We start from the raw sequence: 16,343 nt of genomic DNA on the forward strand, positions 1-16,343 counted from the left end.
CGGTGACCGGCGCGCGAGCACAACCGCCGACGCCGACCAGCAGGTACGCCTCGCCACGGCGGACGCAGGCGCGACAGACGCAGACGTGGGGGACACAGAAAGGACGATCGATGGGCAGTTCCATGGAAGCGGCATTCACCGTAGCCCAAACAGCCGTTGACGCGGCCGGCACCGGCGCGGCCATAGCCCTGCTGGATGCGGACGAGAGGGTCGTCGGGTGGACCCAGGCCGCCGAGCGGCTGGTCGGCTACGCGCCCGCGGACGTGGTGGGCCGCTCCGCTGCCATTCTTCTGGCGGACGGTGAAGACCGGGCGAAAGTCTCCGCGTTCTTCGAGCAGGAAACTGCCCCCGGCCGCTGGTCCGGCTTCGCGAAGATCCGTCACCGCAACGGCCACAGGATCGACGTACGTCTGTGTGTGCAGTCGCTGTCCGGACAGGACGGCCGGGCCCAGTGGGTCGTATCGGCGAGCGACAAGGCAACGCCTCCCTCGTGGGCGGCGGACGGGGCGGCGCTGGATGCGCTCCCGGGGGCGCTGCATCTCCCCAGCCGCCTGCCGGTCGGTGTCGCGATCCGCGACACCGAGCTGCGCTGCACCTGGGTGAACGACACCCAGGGCCTCAAGGACGGCATCCCCCTCACCCGGCGGCTGGGGCGCCGACTGACAGAGGCGGCCCCCGGCAGCGAAGCCGAAACGCTTGAGGCCCTGATGCGCCAGGTGCTGCGGAGCGGCGTCCCAACGCTCAACGTGGAATACCGGGCGTTCCTGCCGGCGCAGGCACGCAAGGAACGTACGCTGACGGCCTCCCTCTTCCGCCTCGACGACGCACAGGGCCGGGCCCTGGGCGTGTGCGCTGTGAGCGTGGATGTCACCGACAGCCGACGGGCACGCGAGCGTCTGGCGATCCTGGGCGAGGCCAGCAAGCGGATCGGAACCACCCTGGATGTGATGCAGACCGGTCAGGAGCTGGCCGACCTCGCGGTGCCGCTCCTCGCGGACTACGCCACCGTCGACCTGGCCGAGTCGGTTCCCCTCGGCGAGGGGCCCCTGGCCCCCCTCGGCCCGCAGGGCGGACACCCCCGCGCCTTCCGCCGTGCGGGCCTGGCCTCGATCCACCAAGGGGCCCCAGACTCCCCCACCTTGCGGGGGGAGCCGGTCCCCGTCCCACCGGCGTCGCCCTTCGTCGGCGTCCTGCACTCTGGAAAGTCCCACTTCGAGCCGGTGCTGGACACCTCGCCCGGAACCTGGGCGGAGAGCCACGATGCGGCGCCGGCGGCGATTCACGAGGGCACGGCGCACTCGCGGATGATCGTCCCGATCCACGCGCGCGGCGCCGTGCTGGGCGTGGCGATGTTCGTGCGGACGGCTGACCGCGCGCCGTTCGAGGAGGACGACCTGCTCCTGGCCGAAGAACTGGTCAGCTGGGCCGCACTGGCCTTGGACAACGCCCGCCAGTACGCGCGCGAACGATCCGCGGCCCTGGCCCTGCAGCGCCACCTGCTCCCCCACCACGCAACGGGCGGGTCCGCCGCCGACGTGGCCTGGCGCTACGTGCCGGCGGACAGTCACCACGGCGTCGGGGGCGACTGGTTCGACGTGATTGCGCTGCCAGGCGCCCGGGTGGCCCTGGTCGTCGGAGACGTGGTGGGGCACGGCATCAATGCGGCCGCGACGATGGGCCAACTCCGCACCGCCGTGCGCACCCTGGCCGGCATGGACATACCTCCCGATGAACTGATGGCCCGTCTCGACGAGCAGGTCATCCGCCTCGCCGAGGCCGATGCCGACCCCGGGGACGCGTCCGGCGCGACGATGGCCGCCACATGCCTGTATGCCGTGTACGACCCGGTGACCCGGAGCTGCACAATCGCGCGGGCCGGCCACCCGCCGCCCGCGATCATCGATCCACACGGAGGCGTCACCTTTCCGGATCTGCCCGCCGGAGCACCGCTCGGCCTCGGACTGGTCCCCTTCGAATCCGTGACACTCCAGCTGCCCGAGGACAGCGTGCTCGCCCTCTACACCGACGGCCTGATCGAGGACCGCAACCAGGACATCGACACCGGAATGCAGCGCCTGGGAACCGCCCTGGCACAGCCCGGCCTCCCGCCGGACGAACTGGGTGCATCGGTGGTGGACACGCTCTCGGCCAGCGCACCGGGCGACGACGTCACCCTGCTCCTCGCCCAGACCCGCTCACTGGGCCCGGACCAAGTCGCCTCGTGGCAGCTTCCGGCCGACCCGGCCGCCGCCGGCCGCGCCCGGGCCCTGGCCACCGGGCAACTGGCCCAGTGGGGACTGGATTACCTGTCCCCGTCCACGGAACTGATCGTCAGCGAAATGGTCACGAACGCCATCCGGCACAGCGACGGCACGATCGGCCTGCGCCTCATCCACCACGAGGTACTGACCTGTGAGGTCTACGACACCAGCAACAGCCACCCGCGCCTGCGCCGCCCCCACACGATGGACGAGAACGGCCGCGGCCTCCTCCTCGTCTCGCAACTGTCCCGCAGATGGGGAACCCGGCACACTCTGGAGGGAAAACTCGTCTGGGCCGAACAGCAACTGACACCCAGCCAGTAACTCGCACCCGCACACACCCTGTGCCAGCCGGGGCGTGCCCCTCCCCCTGACCGGTGACGAGGCCATGTTGACCGGTGACGAGGCCGTGCGGACGCCGCCCCGTGCCGCCCATGCGGACGCAACTGTTCCACCCATCCCACAACAAAGGATCCCCGTGAAACTCTCCAAAATACTCAACGCGGTCGTGGTAGCAGCGGCCGTGATCGCCATCGCTTGCGGCTGCTTCCTCCAGGTCTTCTGAGCCACACACCGAAACCACGTTCACCCTGCCCAAGGGGCAGATCACCGGGCACGCAGCAGGGGACGGAGGCGCCACACCGGCCTTCAGAGCGCAGGTAGTGGAAGCGCCACCCGTCGTCCCAGACCGAACTCCTCGGCCTCGTCGGTACCGACGACCGCAATGGTTCCCGCCGGGACCCCGGGCAGCATGGCCACGCGGGACGCCACCGCCAGAAGATCTCCCTGACTGGCTCCGGTGACGAAGAAGACGTAGACGTCCCCGTCCTCCTCTCCCTAATCGAAGACTTCCATGTCACCTTGGTCTTCGAGATCGGACAGGAAGTCCTCGACCTCCTCGATCCAGGGAAACGGGTAGGAGCCGTCCTGCAGGTCGGGCGTCGGTAGCAACGGCACGTGGATCTCAACAACCATGGTGGGCACGAAGGCATCCTGCCCCCAGAGCCTCCGCCCGGCTCAACCGGGGGCGAGCCGCCTCAGCAGCCCCGCTGAGGTTGGCTCGCGCCAACGGCACCGTGCATCGCGGCGCAGCAGCCGACCGGCTTCGGCCGAGTCCGCGGCTGATCAGGGCAGTGCTCCAGTCAGCGGCAATGGCGCGCTACGCGGCCGCGAGGTCAACCTTGCCGGAGCAGACCGCGGTGTGCTTGCAGCCTCGTGTCCACCGGGTTCTTCTTGCTGTAGACCCCGCCGCCCGTCCTGTGGCCGGGGCCCGGCGGCTGCACGCAGAGGTTGCGCCGGTCGTCGGGGTCGCCGCGGAGCTGCAGGCTGATCAAGTGGTCGTACTCGGCATCCCCCATCCGGCCTGTGGAGCCGTAGGGAGCAGCGCTCACCCCTTCTCCCTGCCGCTGACGGAGGCGCGCCCGACTGCCGCGGGCGCAGTACCGGCGTGGCCGGGCTGCCCCGTCCCGTATGGGGAGGGGCAGCCCGGCCTCGTGTCGCTGCGAGCGAACGGCCGCCGCCCGCCCGGAAGAGCGAGACGTGCCGCGTCGCGCGCGGCTCACTCAGTGACCGGGTTCGGTCAGCCGGTGAACGTGCCGGTGGTCTCGGCCTTCCAGGCACCGCTCTTGACCTTGTAGACGGTGAGCTGCTTGTTGGTGGCGTCGCCGTACTCGTCGAAGGAGACCTTGCCCATGACCCCGTCGAAGGAGACCTTCTGCAGGGCCTCGGTGACCTTGGCGCGGGCGTCGGAGGGCAGCTTTCCGTCCTTGGCCACGGCCTTCACTGCCTGGATGATCGCCCAGGCAGAGTCGTAGGAGAAGCCGCCATAGGCTCCGTACGCCTCCTTGTACCCGGCCGCCTTGTAGTCCGCGATGAACTTCTTCGCGGAGGGCAGGCTCTCGACGGGCGCACCGACCGAGGTGGCCAGGTCGCCTTCGCCGCGCGGGCCGGTGAGCTTGAGGTACTCATCGCTGTAGATCGCGTCGCCGCCGATGAGCGGGATCGCGGCGCCCGCCTTCTTGACCTGTGCGCTGAGCGGGCCGGCCGCCGGGTACTCACCGCCGTAGTAGACGACGTCCGCGCCCGAGTTCTTGATCTTGGTGGCGACGGCTGAGAAGTCCTTGGCGTCGGGGTTGACGTGGTCGTTGCCGACCACCGTGCCGCCGAGCTTCTTGAAGTGGGCGGAGAAGGTCGCGGCCAGGCCGGCGCCGTAGGTCTTCTTGTCGTCGACGACGAAGACCTTCTTCTTCTTGGCGGTGTTGTACAGGTACTCGGCGGCGTACGGGCCCTGGATGGCGTCCGTGGTCGCGGTGCGGAAGTACGTCTTGAACGGTCGTACCTTCTCGCCCGTGTCCCACTTGTCACCCTGGGTGAGGGCGGGGTTGGTGTTCACCGAGACCTCGGACACCTGGGCGGTGTCGAAGACCTTCTGCATGGACTGGGCCACGGAAGAGTTCAGCGGGCCGACGACGCCGAGCACGTTCTTGTCGGCGACGAGCTTGGTGGCGTTCTGCTGGCCGGAGGACGGCTGGGCCTGGTCGTCGAGCGCCACGACCTTGAAGGTGACGCCCGGAACCTCCTTGTTCTCGTTGGCCTGGTTGACGGCGAGGTCGACCGAGTTCTTCATACCGATGCCGAGAGCCGACAGGTCACCGGTCAGAGGGGCATCGAAGCCGATGGTGACGACGGTGGAACCGCCGGAGGAGTCGTCGGCTGATCCTGCGTCACGAGAGCCGCACGCTGTGAGCGAGAGCGCTCCAGCGGCGAACGCGGCGGTGACAGCTATGAGAGAACGCTTGCGCACGATCGGTCCTTTCCCTTCGAGGCGCATGCCGCATTGCCGGGATCTTCCGGCGCAGCGGCTGGCGCGACCTTAGATGCCGTCCTCCGAAACCAGCAGAAGGGAAGAAGCGATGTGATTCTCTTGTTATGGGCGAGCCAGGTGGGGGCTCCGCTACGAGAGCCCGACGACGGTCGCAGCACGGTACGGGAACAGCGCTACCGAGGCGTGGCGATGGCGGCCTGGGGATGACTCTGGCGCCGCGGCCATCGGCGTCGGCGTCGGCGTCGGCGTCGGCGTCGGCGTCGGCGTGGCCAGGATGGGCACCACCCACGTCGACGAGACACACAAGTCCGTCGTGGTCTTCACGCCCTGCGTCTTCGTCTGCGCTGGTGCAGCACCTGCGCAGGCGTTCGTGGTGCCGCCGCTGCCGGCGCACACCATGACGTGGCGGTGGCGTCCAGGTGGCAGGGGGCGCTTGCGGGGGTCCGGCGGCCGGTCGATGTGGTGGTGGGACACGGCGACGGTGGCCTCTTGCATGCATCGGTCGATCGCGTCGGCAGTGACCAGGGCGCTTGTCCGGATACAGGCATTGCGCGCGCAAGAGAACCGTAGGGTCGCGGGCATGACCGACGACCGACAGCAGGAAGAGGCTGTAGCGGGCGCCTGGGCGAGGATCGAAGCGTGGCTGAGGCAGAACGCCCCACGCTCCTACCGGATGCTTCCTCCACCCGCCCCGGAACCCGACATCCTTGCGGTTGAGCAGGAACTCGACCTCACCGTGCCACCGGGCCTCAGAGCCTTCTACGGCCTCCGCAACGGCACCGGCCACCCGGCCGACTTCGGCTGGACACCCGAACCCGAAACCGGGCTCGCGCCGCAAGGACAGGAGACAGCCTGGCTGCTGCCGAGGAAGCATGGGATCCCTCCGGTACAGCATCTGCCGTACTGGGACGAAGGCCCCCACACCATCGGCATGCCGGTCGACCCCGCAATGCGGTACCTCGCCTTCGCCGCGACCGACCGCAGCGGGCTGTACGGGCTGTTCACGGACTGCACCCCAGGACCCGGCTACGGACGCATCGGAACCTTCGAGGAGGCCGGCATCCCCAAGCTGGGCGTGTGGCCCTCGTTCGCCGACTACCTCATCGAAGTCGCCGATGCCCTGTACGAGAACCGCGGCGTGGAGTACGCGGACGGGCACCAGGACAAGAACGTGCCCGGACTCGTCGATCAGGCCCTGGCGTGGGACGGCCCCTCCTATCCACTGGACCCGAACTGGACACGCTTCGCATAGCACTGAGGCCGAAACACCACGGAATGTTCCGGCCACAGGACCGGTCAGTCAAAGGGCAGGTCAGCCCACCTTCTTCCACGCGCAGACCGTGTCAGCGTTCTTGCACGGCTTCGTTCTGCTCTTCCGGCACGGGGTCCCGACCGCACTTCTCGTCCCACTTCGGACCGGTGCAGCCATTGCGGTTCAAGCGAACAGGCCCCACGTTCCGCCGGTCATCAGCCTCGTGTAGAGCTGTGCGCACTCGTTTCCTGAGCCGACCTGGTTCGGGCCCCCCGGTATGCGGCCGCTCTGGCGTCTACTCACGGGTGCGTACTCGTCGCACGACCCGTAGCCGGGGCCGAGGGAGTCGAAGCGCACCTACGACGCTGTGTCAGACCCCACCAAGGCGGCTCCAACTGGCCCCAATTCGCAGGTGGTTTGTGAAGATCAGGCGTTGTGAAGTGGCTCCGGGTGGCGGCTTGTCTTGGGACCACCGGTCTCCAGATCGGTTGCCGGGACTGGCGCGGTTGTCACGGGGCGAGTCCCGACTCGCACAGCTCGGCTTGCGTGGCCTTCGATAAACACACAGTTATCGCTTCTTTCGCCCCCGTGAGCGCTCCGTCGACTCGCAGTTGATGGCTTGCTGCAAGATCCGGGTGAGGAGGAGCAGGGGGTGGGGAGGTCTCCCGGCGGGACCACCATCGAGCCGACCAGCTTGGTCTGGGTGTCGATCCGGCAGACCCGCCAGGGACCGCCCGGGCCCTACCGCCCTCGGGCCTGCTCCAGGTTCGACCGGTGGGGGCCGGAGAGCCAGTCCGCATGCGGCCCCAGGCGCGCGTCGACCGGTTCCTCTCCTCGCCGGAGCGCATCGATGTAGGCGTGATCGGCGGCGAGGCGGGCCGCCACCTCGGGACCTTCGGCAACGGCACCGTGGCCGGGGACCACGACATCGACGTGCCGGGCGGCCTCACCCAGCCGGCCGAGCGCGGCCTCGTAGGCTCCCACCTGATCGTCTTGGCGAAAGTCGAAGAGCGGGATCAGGACGTCGGAGAGCATGTCGCCGGCGAGCAGGACGCCCCGATCCGCGAGGAGGACCGCGGCGTGACCGACAGCGTGCGCCTGATGCTCGATGATCTCGCCCGGTACCGGTCCGCCGTCCGCGGGCAGCGGGGTGACGAGCGCGACCACGTCGAGAGGGATACCGGACGCGCTCTCCGCCGCCATCGCCTGCGCCCGCTCTCGGGCTTGACTGGCAAGGTGGGCGGCGGCGGGGGTTGCGTAGCGCGGCACGTCGCCGAACCGGGGATGCCAGAGCAGATGGTCCCAGTGGGGATGGGTGCAGAAACCGGCGACCACCGGAATGCCGAGCCGGTCCACGTCATCGGCGAGTTGGTTCAACTCGGAGCCATCGATGCCGGGATCGATCAGGATCAACCCGTCCTCCCCTCGCACCACGATGGAATTGCTCCAGACCCACTCGCTCTGCCGTACCCAGACGCCGTCGGCCACCTGATTCAGCTTGCCCATCTCCACTCCAATCGGTTGGTTACAGCGCTGAGACTGCGAACCGCAGCCAAATTCATCGCTTTCAGCACCCACTGGGCGCGATGTTGTGGTTGAGGTGAAAGACGTTGTCGCCGGCGTTCACGTCATCCGCTGACCGGCCGTCCGCAGGGCGAGCTAGCGCTGTGATCTCACAGGTTCGCCGGGCTCATGGTCTTGGCCGTCGCACGGGCGGTGAACTCGCCATCGTCTTCTCAGTGGACGGCTGGGGCGGGCGCTGGTCGAATTCGTGCACGCGCCGGAACACCATGACGGACGCAATTTACTCACCCGCGAGATCGTCGCCGCTGAGGTGCGGCGCGTACTCGGCGGTGGGTTCCTCCACCGCGCCGGCCGTGTCGGCGGCGTACTCGGCACGCGCCTGCCGGTCTGCCTCGCTGATGGCAGGGTGGATGGGGTCCCTGGCCGGTGCCTACGCGCTGGTCGCGGTAATGGTTGGCTACGGCATCCAGGCCACCGCACTGACCCGCGACGTCCTGCGCCTCAGTGCGCTTGGGGAGGGCTGAGGGCGCGGAGTTTGCGCTCCAGTTGGTCGCGTTCGGCGGGGTTGCGGGTGCGGGCGAGTGCCGCTTTGTACGCCGGGACCGCCTCGTCGGGGCGGTCCAGCCGCTGCAGCAGGTCGGCCCGGACGGCGTGCCAGAGGTAGTAGCCGTCCAGGGCGAGCGGTTCAACCAGGGCCAGCGCTGCGGCGGGGCCGTCGGTCTCGGCGACCGCTACCGCACGGTGGAGCGCTACGACCGGGGTGGGCGCGAGCGCCATCTGCTGGTCGTAGAGCTGGACGATCTGTCGCCAGTCGGTGGCGGCGGCTGTCGGGGCGTCGCTGTGCACGGCGTTGACGGCTGCCTGGATCTGGTACGGCCCCGGTCGGCCGCGCCGCAGGCAGCGGCGGACCAGGGCCTGGCCCTGGGCGACGAGTTCGCGGTCCCATCGGGAGCGGTCCTGGTCTGCCAGCAGCACCAGGGCGCCGTCCGGGGTGACCCGTGCAGGCCGGCGCGACTGGATCAGCAGCATCAACGCGAGCAGGCCCAGCGCTTCGGGCTCGTCCGGCATCAGCTCGACGAGCAGCCGGCCCAGCCGGATCGCCTCCGCGCACAGCTGCTCGCGCGAGGGTTCACCGCCGAAACCGGCGGAGAGGTAGCCCTCGTTGTAGATCAGGTAGACCACGGCCAGGACCGGCCGCAGCCGCTCCGGCAGGTCGGTGTCGGCGGGGAGGCGGTAAGGGATCCCGGCGTCGCGGATCTTCGCCTTGGCACGGGCGATCCGCTGGGCCATGGTCGGCTCGCTCACCAGCAGGGCGCGGGCGATCTCGGCGGTACTCAGTCCGCCGAGCAGCCGCAGAGTGAGCGCGACCTGTGCGGGCTCGGCAAGGGCAGGGTGGCAACAGGTGAAGATCAACCGCAGCCGGTCGTCGTGCACAGGCCCCTCCTCCACCGGATCGTCCTGGGTGTACAGCAGCAAGGCCTGGGCCTGCCGACTGCCGCGGGACGCCTCCCGGCGCTGCCGGTCGATGGCCCGGTTGCGGGCGGTGGTGATGATCCAGCCCGCCGGGCTGGGCGGCAGCCCGACGGACGGCCAGCGCTCGACCGCCTTCTCGAACGCGTCCTGGACCGCTTCCTCGGCGAGGTCGATGTCGCCGACGAGCCGTACCAGGACAGCGACGGAGCGCCCGTACTCCTCCCGGAAGACCCGCTCGATCTCCACGGCGGACACTGCGGGCACAGCGGGTACGGCCGGGCCGCCGGCATGTCCGGCCGTGGCGGCGTCGCTCGCGTCCGCCACGCGTCAGTCCTCGGCCTTGCCCTGGAACGGCCGGACCTCGACCGGCAGGCCCGTGGCCAGTGCATAGCGCCGCCCCCAGGACAGCGCGGCGTCCAGGTCGGCCGCCCTGACGATGGTGAAACCGCCCAGGAACTCCTTGCCCTCGGCGAACGGGCCGTCGGTGACCAGCACCTGCCCACCCTGCGGTCGCAGCACCGTGGCGGTACTTGGGTCGTGCAGGCCTGCTCCGAACACCCACGCTCCGGTGGACTCCAACTCCTGGCGCAGGTCCACGAGTTCGGCCATCACCCGGGCCAGGACCTCCGGCTCGGGGACGCCGCCCTCAGGCTGGTAGATGCTGAGCAGGTACTGCTTCATCGCGCCTCACTCCGCTCGTACGTCGCGATCACCACGCCGGTGCCGGTGGACACGCTCTCCACCAGCCGGAACCGGGCGAGCGGAGCGCTGTCCGCGAAGAGCCGCCGCCCCGATCCGAGGACCAGCGGGTGGATCGACAGCACATACCGGTCCACCAGCCCGGCCGCGGCCAGCGACCGGACAAGCTCGCCGCTGCCGAGCACGACGAGATCCTCGTCCAACTCCTTCTTCAGCGCCGCCACCGTCTCGCCGGCGTCGCCGCTCAGCAGGGTGGAATTCTGCCAGGGCAGCGGCTCGGCCAGGCTCCGCGACGCAACGTACTTCACAGCTCCGTTCAGCTTCTGGGTGAACGGGTTGCCGTCGGTGCGGTCGGCCCAGGCACCGAAGAAGTCCAGGTAGGTCCGTCGGCCGAAGAGCATCGCCCCGGTCGCGGCCATGCCCCGGCCCATCACCTCCATCATCACGGCGTCCATGTAGGCGGGGCCCCAGCCGCCGTGCCGGAACCCGTCGCGGTTGTCCTCGTCGGGCCGCCCCAGCCCCTGCATCACGCCGTCCAGCGTCACACTCTCGGTCACCGTGATCCTGGCCATGATCCACACTCCTTCGCTCGGTCTCACCCCCTACACGAACGCGCCCGGGCGAAATCGACAGCCATCCGTCACCGGTTCCCGCCGATCATGCTGCTGAATTGAGCGCGAAGGACTCCTAACGAAACGATCTTCGAGGTGGTCAGCTCTGGGAGGTGATCGAGCCGCTGCCGCCCAGGGTCGAGCGTCGGGCCCCGCATCGTGGCCGCAATCGGGATCCGGACCAGCTGGTGTTCCAGGGCGTCCTGTTCGTCCTGCACATCGGGATCGCCTGGCAACACCTGCCGCAGGAACTCGGCTTCGGCTCGGGCATGAGCTGCTGGCGCCGCCTGGCCGCGTGGACCGGGGCCGGGGTGCGGCCCCGGTTACAGCGGGCCGACCGGACGTCGTGCCGACCGACCGCGGCTACGCGTGAGACCGTTGATCGCCCGCCAAGGCACCGAGCACGGCTCCGGATTCGGCGCCCAACGCTGGATCGTGGAGCGCGCGTTCGGGCGCCGGGACGACGGCAGCCAACTGGCCGAGGACGCCGCGGTCGATGAGCCGGTGCCATCGGCGACCCGGAGCCGACGTGGAGCCGGTAGGTTCCCGGTCCGGCCCCGGGGTAGCAGCTAGAGCTCGACGACGAGGCCGGTGGTCGCTATGGCCACCGGCCCGCCGTACGCCTTCCCCGCCGCCCTGGTCGCCGCGTCGGCGTCGGTGCCGGGCCACAGATGGGTGAGCAGCAGCCGTCCGGTGGCGGCCGCGGCGGCGTACTGTCCGGCGCCGCGCGCGGTGAGCAGGTACGGGGCATCGCCCGGGTCGGGCACTTCGTACAGATACGTGGCCTCGGACAGGAACAGGTCGGCACCGCGGGCGAGCCGGACGATCTCGGGGCTCGGCCCGGTGTCGCCGGTGTACGCGAGGGTGGTGCCGCCGGCGGTCAGCCGTAGGCCCGCGTTGGGCACGAAGTGCGGCAGCTCCCAGGTATCGACGGCGAACGGGCCGATCCCGAACTGCTCCCCCGGCCGGAAGGGGCACAGCGTGTACGCGGCGGCCAGCATGCTCGGCTTGTCCAGCGCCAGTACCGCGTCGAGCGCCCCATGCGGGGCGTGCAACGGCAGCGCGGGCGCAGGTGTGTCGCTCAGGCCACGGGCCCGCAGCAGCGGGTTGAGGTCGGCGCAGTGGTCGGGGTGACCGTGGCTGACGAGCACGGCGTCGACCCCGTCGGGGGTGACGTGGTCAAGGAGCCGGGGGAAGGTCGCGTACCCCGGGTCGATCAGCAGCCGGAATCCGTCGTGCTCAACGAGATAGCCACTGCAGGCCTGTTGTGCGGTCGGCCAGGCTCCGCAGCCGCCGAGAACGGTGAGTCGCATGCGGCGACCTTACTTACTGATCGTTTCAGAATGAGTTGAGCTACGGGTCTTGTGCGTGGGTGGCCCCGCTGCTGCCGCGCACTGTCGAGCGGCGCCGCCGCCCCCCCGGGGCGGTTGCCTCGGCCGAGGGCACCGCCGGCCTTACCGGCACCCCGACCGGTCCGGGAGGACCCGTTCGAGGCCACGCGCGCCCGCGCGGGCGACGAGCGGACGCTGCCCGATATGAGTGATGAACGGCGCCCCGGCGAGCGAGCAGCACTCGCCCACCCTGCACAACGCCGTCGCCGCCCAGCTGAGTGGCGCCTGATCCCCGAGTATTCCAGCTATACATCGCGATCTTCATGCCTGGGCGACTTGTAGCTGACGGTGGATGGCCTGGGATGGAGCCTGGTTGCGGCGCCACTAGTGGGACCAATCGAGCCGATGGGCCGAGCCGTGGACGGCCCAGCCTTCTCACCGGGCGGGGGCGGGTGCAGGGTCCGTCAGCGGTCGAGGTCGATCGTGAAGCGCCTCGTGCCGGTACCGATCGTGTCGGCGTGGACCCATCCACGAGCCCGGTCGTATGCCCCGGTGCCGCCGGTGATCGCGTTGTCGAACGAAGGGGGAGGGCCCGGGTTGAGAATGCCGAAGACCATTCCCTGCACGGTGAGTTGGCCGCCCGGGAGGTTGTAGTTCACGACGCACTCCTCCGCGCCACCGTTGTCGACCCGGGTGGTGGTGCAGGTGCCGCCGGTGTCGCCGACCTGGTTGCCGAGCTGGTCGAAGAGGTCCGAGCGGAAGACGGTCCGATCGCCCTGGGCGGGGCTACCGCCGGGGTTGACCGGGAAGCGCGACTGCTGCGCGAGATGGCCGATGAGTGTGATGACTCGGTCTCCGCCCTTGGCCTGGGCGAAATCGGTGTCCGTCGCTGCGCCCGCGACAGGCGCGCAGGCGAGAAGGGTGACCAGCGCAGTGGCCGTGCCGATACTGGCTGTCCTGATGGGGCGCATCGTGTGGCTCCTGAGGTTGAAGTGCATGGATGGTCAGGTACCGCATTCATAACCTCGGCTCTGCCGCCGCCCGGAACGTCCCGGCGGGACCCACCGTCAGATCAGTCGGACCAAACCGGGACGGGAGACGGCCCGGCGGACCGCGCGCTGCCCTCGCCGATGTCGAGGGCAGCCCCCACTACTTCCAGGATTACGACTACGCCCAGGCCGACGAAGCCGACGAAGCCGACGGGTGCAGCGTCTGGCCCGCGAGCGACGTGGCGGTGGAGCTGGAGCGCGAGCACGTGGGCGATCTTCGCGAGATCGAACGAGCGCTATGAGGCAGGGGCGGCAGGGCCGGAGACCCCTCCCGGCCAGGGCGGGATCGACTGCCGTACAGCAGTCATGTCAGCCCGGTCCGGCGATTCGGGCCGCTTCAACGAACACCATCGGTTCCAGGTCACTGTGGGGTCGAACCAGCATCTCCAACTGGAACCCCTCTGCCCCGCCATCCGTAGGAGCCGACCGTGTTCCCCTCCGCCATATTGACATGACCCTGCGTCAACCTTGAGGCTTCGTGCGTGAAGTTGCTCGCTTGAGGCTCATTTCGAGCGACTCCGCGCAACAAGCGCAAGATCAGTCAGTCCGCGATGGTGCGATGGGAGCTGTTCCGACGTGAGAAGACTCCGACACCGTGTGCCGTGGCCGTCCTGGGTTCCGCTGGGGCTGGCGGCCGTCCTGGCCGGGACGGTGCTCTCCGCCCCGGCGCCCGCGGAGGCCGCCACGACAACGGCCGGCGCTGTGCTCGACTCGGCTCACAGCAGCGTCGATTGGCAGAGCCCCGTCTACGCCAAGGGCACCGGCGGCGGCGTCGAGAGCTGCCCCGATGCCGCTGCCGACCCCGACAGCAAGGTCTGCGACCGTTTCGACCTGACCGTCTCGGTGCCGGACGGCTACTGGGACGACAACCCCGAGGGCGGCGTACCCCTGTCGATCAAGTGGGAGAAGCCCGCCGACGACTTCGACCTGTACGTCTACGACGATCATGGCAAGCAGGTGGCGTCCAGCGCCGGCACCGCCGACCCGGAGGCCACGGTGATCCCGAGGGCTACCGGGACGTACCACGTCCTGGTCGTGCCGTACGACGTGCACGACAACTCGTTCACGGGCACCGCGTATCTGCCCGCGACCACCGATGCCGGGAATCTCACGTCCTTCTCGGGCCGGGACGGCAGCTACACGATCGGAGCGGGCACGCTCACGACCCGCGCGGACTTCCTGACCGGGGGTCGGCTCCGGCTTCAGGCCGACCCGTCGGGCTCGCTGAGCGACCCGGCGGGCACGGCCATCGTGCGCAACGAGCCCGCGCTCCAGCGCCACACGTCATCCTTCGACACAGGCGACTATTACGGCATCCGCTCCCCCGAGGCCGTACTGCGGGTGTACAAGAAGCCGCTGCGGTTCGGGCTGTACAAGCCCGACAACCGCACCCGGATCTGGCAGGAGGACAAGCCGCTGCGCTGGTCCACCGGCGGGATGCGGCAAAGCCTTCAGCGGGGAGCGGACGAGCAGTTCTTCGGCGGCGGCGAGCAGAACGGCAGCTTCTCGCACCGCGGGCAGACCATGTACGTGGCCAACAGCTTCGACTGGAACGAGGGCGGCTACAACAACTCCCAGCCATTCTACCTCTCCAGCGCGGGCTACGGCGTACTCCGCAACACCTTCGCGCCGGGCATCTACACGTTCGGCTCGCCGGTGACGACGGGGCAGCAGGAACGACGGCTGGACGCCTACTACTTCCTCGGCGGTCCCAAGCAGGTCATCGGCAAGTACACGGCCCTGGTGGGCAGGCCCTTCATGCCTCCGGTCTACGGCCTGGAACCCGGCGACTCCGACTGTTATCTGCACAACGCCAACCGGGGCGAGCGGCACACCCTGGACGCGCTGAAGATCGCCGACGGCTACACCGAGCACCAGATGCCGCTGGGCTGGATGCTGGTCAACGACGGGTACGGCTGCGGGTACGAGAACCTGGAGCAGACCGCGAAGGGCCTGCAGGACCACCAGGCTCAGCTCGGCCTGTGGACCCAGGACGGCATCGGCAAGCTCGCCGACCAGGTCAAGGCCGGTCAGCGGGTGGCCAAGCTGGACGTGGCCTGGGTCGGCAACGGCTACAAGTTCGCGCTGGACGCGTGCGACGCGGCGAAGAAGGGGATCGAGGACAACAGCGACGCGCGCGGGTTCGTGTGGCTGCCCGTCTCCTGGGCGGGCGCCCAGCGCTGCGGGGTCCTGTGGAGCGGCGACCAGAAGCTGTCCTGGGACTACATCCGCTGGCAGATCCCGACGTACGCCGGGGCGACCATGTCCGGCATCGCCTACAACACCGGTGACGTGGGCAGCATCTACCGCCACGACGCGAAGATGTACGCCCGCGACCTCCAGTGGAAGGCGTTCCTGCCGGCCATCATGACCATGGACGGCTGGGCCAGCGACATCACCACGGGCAAGCCCGCCGACCAGCAGCCGTGGCTCGACGGCGAGCCGTACACCTCGGTCAACCGCAAGTACCTTCAGCTCAAGGAACGGCTACTGCCGTACATGTACACCCTGTCCGCCGAGGCGGCGAAGTCGGGGGTGGGTGCGGTGCGTCCGCTGTGGCTGGAGTACCCGGACGACCCGAACACACTGGGCGCGCAGGCCAAGTACGAGTTCCTGTCGGGCAGCGACTTCCTCGTCGCCCCGGTCTACCAGGACTCCGACACCCGTGACGGCATCTACCTGCCCAAGGGCACCTGGACCGACTACTGGAGCGGCCGCACGTACCAGGGCCCGACCACCGTCAACGGCTACCACGCCCCGCTCGACACGCTGCCGCTCTTCGTGCGCGAGGGCGCGATCGTCCCCATGTGGCCCGAGGGGACGACGAGTTGGCAGACCCGCGACCGGCACGAGCTGGACTGGGACGTGTACCCGTCGACACACGGCACGAGCCATTACACGCTCTACGAGGACGACGGCGTGACCCGCGACTTCGCCAAGGGGGCGGCGGCCACTCAGCGGGCGTCGGTGCACACCGGCGACGGAGGGACGACGGTCACGGTCGGCGCGAGCAGGGGCGCGTACACGGGCAAGGTGGACGAGCGGTCGTACCGGTTCACTGTGCACGAGGGCAGGGCACCTACGCACGTGTTCCTCGACGGGCGTCAACTCCCGGACTCCGCCTGGTCCTACGACACCGCCAGTCGTGTGACGACCATCCGTACTCCGAGCCTGAGCCTGGATCGGGGCTTCACGCTGCGCCTTCGGTAGAGAGCTCTTAGGGTCTGGCCCAAAGGGACACTCTGGGCCAGACCCAACTATTGGCGTGGACTCAACAGCCACCGGCCGATGGCCGGGCCGGTGCCGCCGGCCCCGACGG

At 69.4% G+C, this 16,343-nt stretch carries 13 protein-coding genes and 1 pseudogene; 5 read left to right on the forward strand and 9 right to left on the reverse strand.

The genetic code is table 11. The features are described 5' to 3' along the window. The first annotated feature begins 110 nt into the window (after positions 1–110). Entirely contained in the window at positions 111–2,585 is a 2,475-nt protein-coding gene (locus IPZ69_RS07335; RefSeq protein WP_235453177.1) for a SpoIIE family protein phosphatase, read from the forward strand. A 513-nt stretch (positions 2,586–3,098) separates the two neighbouring features. Here the strand turns inward: IPZ69_RS07335 and IPZ69_RS07340 are convergent. The 3 genes from IPZ69_RS07340 to IPZ69_RS07350 form a co-directional block, all read right to left on the reverse strand. Continuing rightward, a complete protein-coding gene (locus IPZ69_RS07340) occupies positions 3,099–3,245 on the reverse strand; it encodes a hypothetical protein (RefSeq protein WP_235453178.1) in 147 nt (48 codons plus the stop codon). A gap of 191 nt (positions 3,246–3,436) precedes the next feature. Further along, on the reverse strand, positions 3,437–3,652 hold the full coding sequence (locus tag IPZ69_RS07345) for a hypothetical protein (RefSeq protein ID WP_235453179.1): 216 nt from the start codon (positions 3,650–3,652) through the stop codon (positions 3,437–3,439). 188 nt (positions 3,653–3,840) lie between these two features. Next, positions 3,841–5,064 (reverse strand): branched-chain amino acid ABC transporter substrate-binding protein, encoded by a 1,224-nt coding sequence (locus tag IPZ69_RS07350; RefSeq protein ID WP_235453180.1) that lies wholly within the window; start codon positions 5,062–5,064, stop codon positions 3,841–3,843. Between the two features lie 601 nt (positions 5,065–5,665). On the opposite strand from IPZ69_RS07350, the gene IPZ69_RS07355 reads away from it, so the two are divergent. Beyond that, positions 5,666–6,337, forward strand: coding sequence for an SMI1/KNR4 family protein (locus IPZ69_RS07355; RefSeq protein WP_235453181.1), 672 nt, complete (start codon positions 5,666–5,668; stop codon positions 6,335–6,337). Positions 6,338–7,078: 741 nt separating this feature from the next. Here the strand turns inward: IPZ69_RS07355 and IPZ69_RS07360 are convergent. The 4 genes from IPZ69_RS07360 to IPZ69_RS07375 all read right to left on the reverse strand — a co-directional run bounded on the left by IPZ69_RS07360 (position 7,079) and on the right by IPZ69_RS07375 (position 10,605). Continuing rightward, the gene (locus tag IPZ69_RS07360) at positions 7,079–7,843 is read right to left on the reverse strand and encodes an MBL fold metallo-hydrolase (RefSeq protein ID WP_235453182.1); all 765 of its coding nucleotides are present in this window, start codon (positions 7,841–7,843) and stop codon (positions 7,079–7,081) included. A 519-nt stretch (positions 7,844–8,362) separates the two neighbouring features. Beyond that, entirely contained in the window at positions 8,363–9,598 is a 1,236-nt protein-coding gene (locus tag IPZ69_RS07365; RefSeq protein WP_235453215.1) for an RNA polymerase sigma factor, read from the reverse strand. A 63-nt stretch (positions 9,599–9,661) separates the two neighbouring features. Beyond that, positions 9,662–10,015, reverse strand: coding sequence for a YciI family protein (locus IPZ69_RS07370; protein ID WP_235453183.1), 354 nt, complete (start codon positions 10,013–10,015; stop codon positions 9,662–9,664). Then, the gene (locus tag IPZ69_RS07375; protein WP_235453184.1) at positions 10,012–10,605 is read right to left on the reverse strand and encodes a dihydrofolate reductase family protein; all 594 of its coding nucleotides are present in this window, start codon (positions 10,603–10,605) and stop codon (positions 10,012–10,014) included. The genes IPZ69_RS07370 and IPZ69_RS07375 overlap by 4 nt, the downstream gene beginning before the upstream one ends. A gap of 152 nt (positions 10,606–10,757) precedes the next feature. Here IPZ69_RS07375 and IPZ69_RS07380 point away from each other — a divergent pair. Further along, positions 10,758–10,976: pseudogene (locus tag IPZ69_RS07380) on the forward strand (transposase); the annotation flags it as partial. A gap of 237 nt (positions 10,977–11,213) precedes the next feature. Here the strand turns inward: IPZ69_RS07380 and IPZ69_RS07385 are convergent. Both IPZ69_RS07385 and IPZ69_RS07390 read right to left on the reverse strand, forming a co-directional pair. After that, positions 11,214–11,957 (reverse strand): MBL fold metallo-hydrolase, encoded by a 744-nt coding sequence (locus IPZ69_RS07385; RefSeq protein ID WP_235453185.1) that lies wholly within the window; start codon positions 11,955–11,957, stop codon positions 11,214–11,216. 482 nt (positions 11,958–12,439) lie between these two features. After that, positions 12,440–12,946 (reverse strand): allene oxide cyclase barrel-like domain-containing protein, encoded by a 507-nt coding sequence (locus IPZ69_RS07390; RefSeq protein WP_235453186.1) that lies wholly within the window; start codon positions 12,944–12,946, stop codon positions 12,440–12,442. A gap of 29 nt (positions 12,947–12,975) precedes the next feature. On the opposite strand from IPZ69_RS07390, the gene IPZ69_RS07395 reads away from it, so the two are divergent. After that, positions 12,976–13,266 carry a hypothetical protein gene (locus IPZ69_RS07395; protein ID WP_235453187.1) on the forward strand — a complete coding sequence of 97 codons (291 nt, stop codon included), beginning with the start codon at positions 12,976–12,978 and terminating at the stop codon, positions 13,264–13,266. Between the two features lie 334 nt (positions 13,267–13,600). Next, on the forward strand, positions 13,601–16,234 hold the full coding sequence (locus tag IPZ69_RS07400; protein ID WP_445330168.1) for a TIM-barrel domain-containing protein: 2,634 nt from the start codon (positions 13,601–13,603) through the stop codon (positions 16,232–16,234). The last annotated feature ends 109 nt before the right edge of the window (positions 16,235–16,343 follow it).

This window comes from Streptomyces olivochromogenes (genome assembly GCF_021538895.1).
GTDB lineage: Bacteria > Actinomycetota > Actinomycetes > Streptomycetales > Streptomycetaceae > Streptomyces > Streptomyces olivochromogenes_A.

Coding starts and splice junctions, on each gene's coding strand:
- IPZ69_RS07370 (WP_235453183.1), bottom strand. CDS start 10,015: ATGAAGCAGTACCTGCTCAGCATCTACCAGCCTGAGGGCGGCGTCCCC.
- IPZ69_RS07360 (WP_235453182.1), bottom strand. CDS start 7,843: ATGGGCAAGCTGAATCAGGTGGCCGACGGCGTCTGGGTACGGCAGAGC.
- IPZ69_RS07395 (WP_235453187.1), top strand. CDS start 12,976: ATGGTCAGGTACCGCATTCATAACCTCGGCTCTGCCGCCGCCCGGAAC.
- IPZ69_RS07385 (WP_235453185.1), bottom strand. CDS start 11,957: ATGCGACTCACCGTTCTCGGCGGCTGCGGAGCCTGGCCGACCGCACAA.
- IPZ69_RS07390 (WP_235453186.1), bottom strand. CDS start 12,946: ATGCGCCCCATCAGGACAGCCAGTATCGGCACGGCCACTGCGCTGGTC.
- IPZ69_RS07375 (WP_235453184.1), bottom strand. CDS start 10,605: ATGGCCAGGATCACGGTGACCGAGAGTGTGACGCTGGACGGCGTGATG.
- IPZ69_RS07355 (WP_235453181.1), top strand. CDS start 5,666: ATGACCGACGACCGACAGCAGGAAGAGGCTGTAGCGGGCGCCTGGGCG.
- IPZ69_RS07335 (WP_235453177.1), top strand. CDS start 111: ATGGGCAGTTCCATGGAAGCGGCATTCACCGTAGCCCAAACAGCCGTT.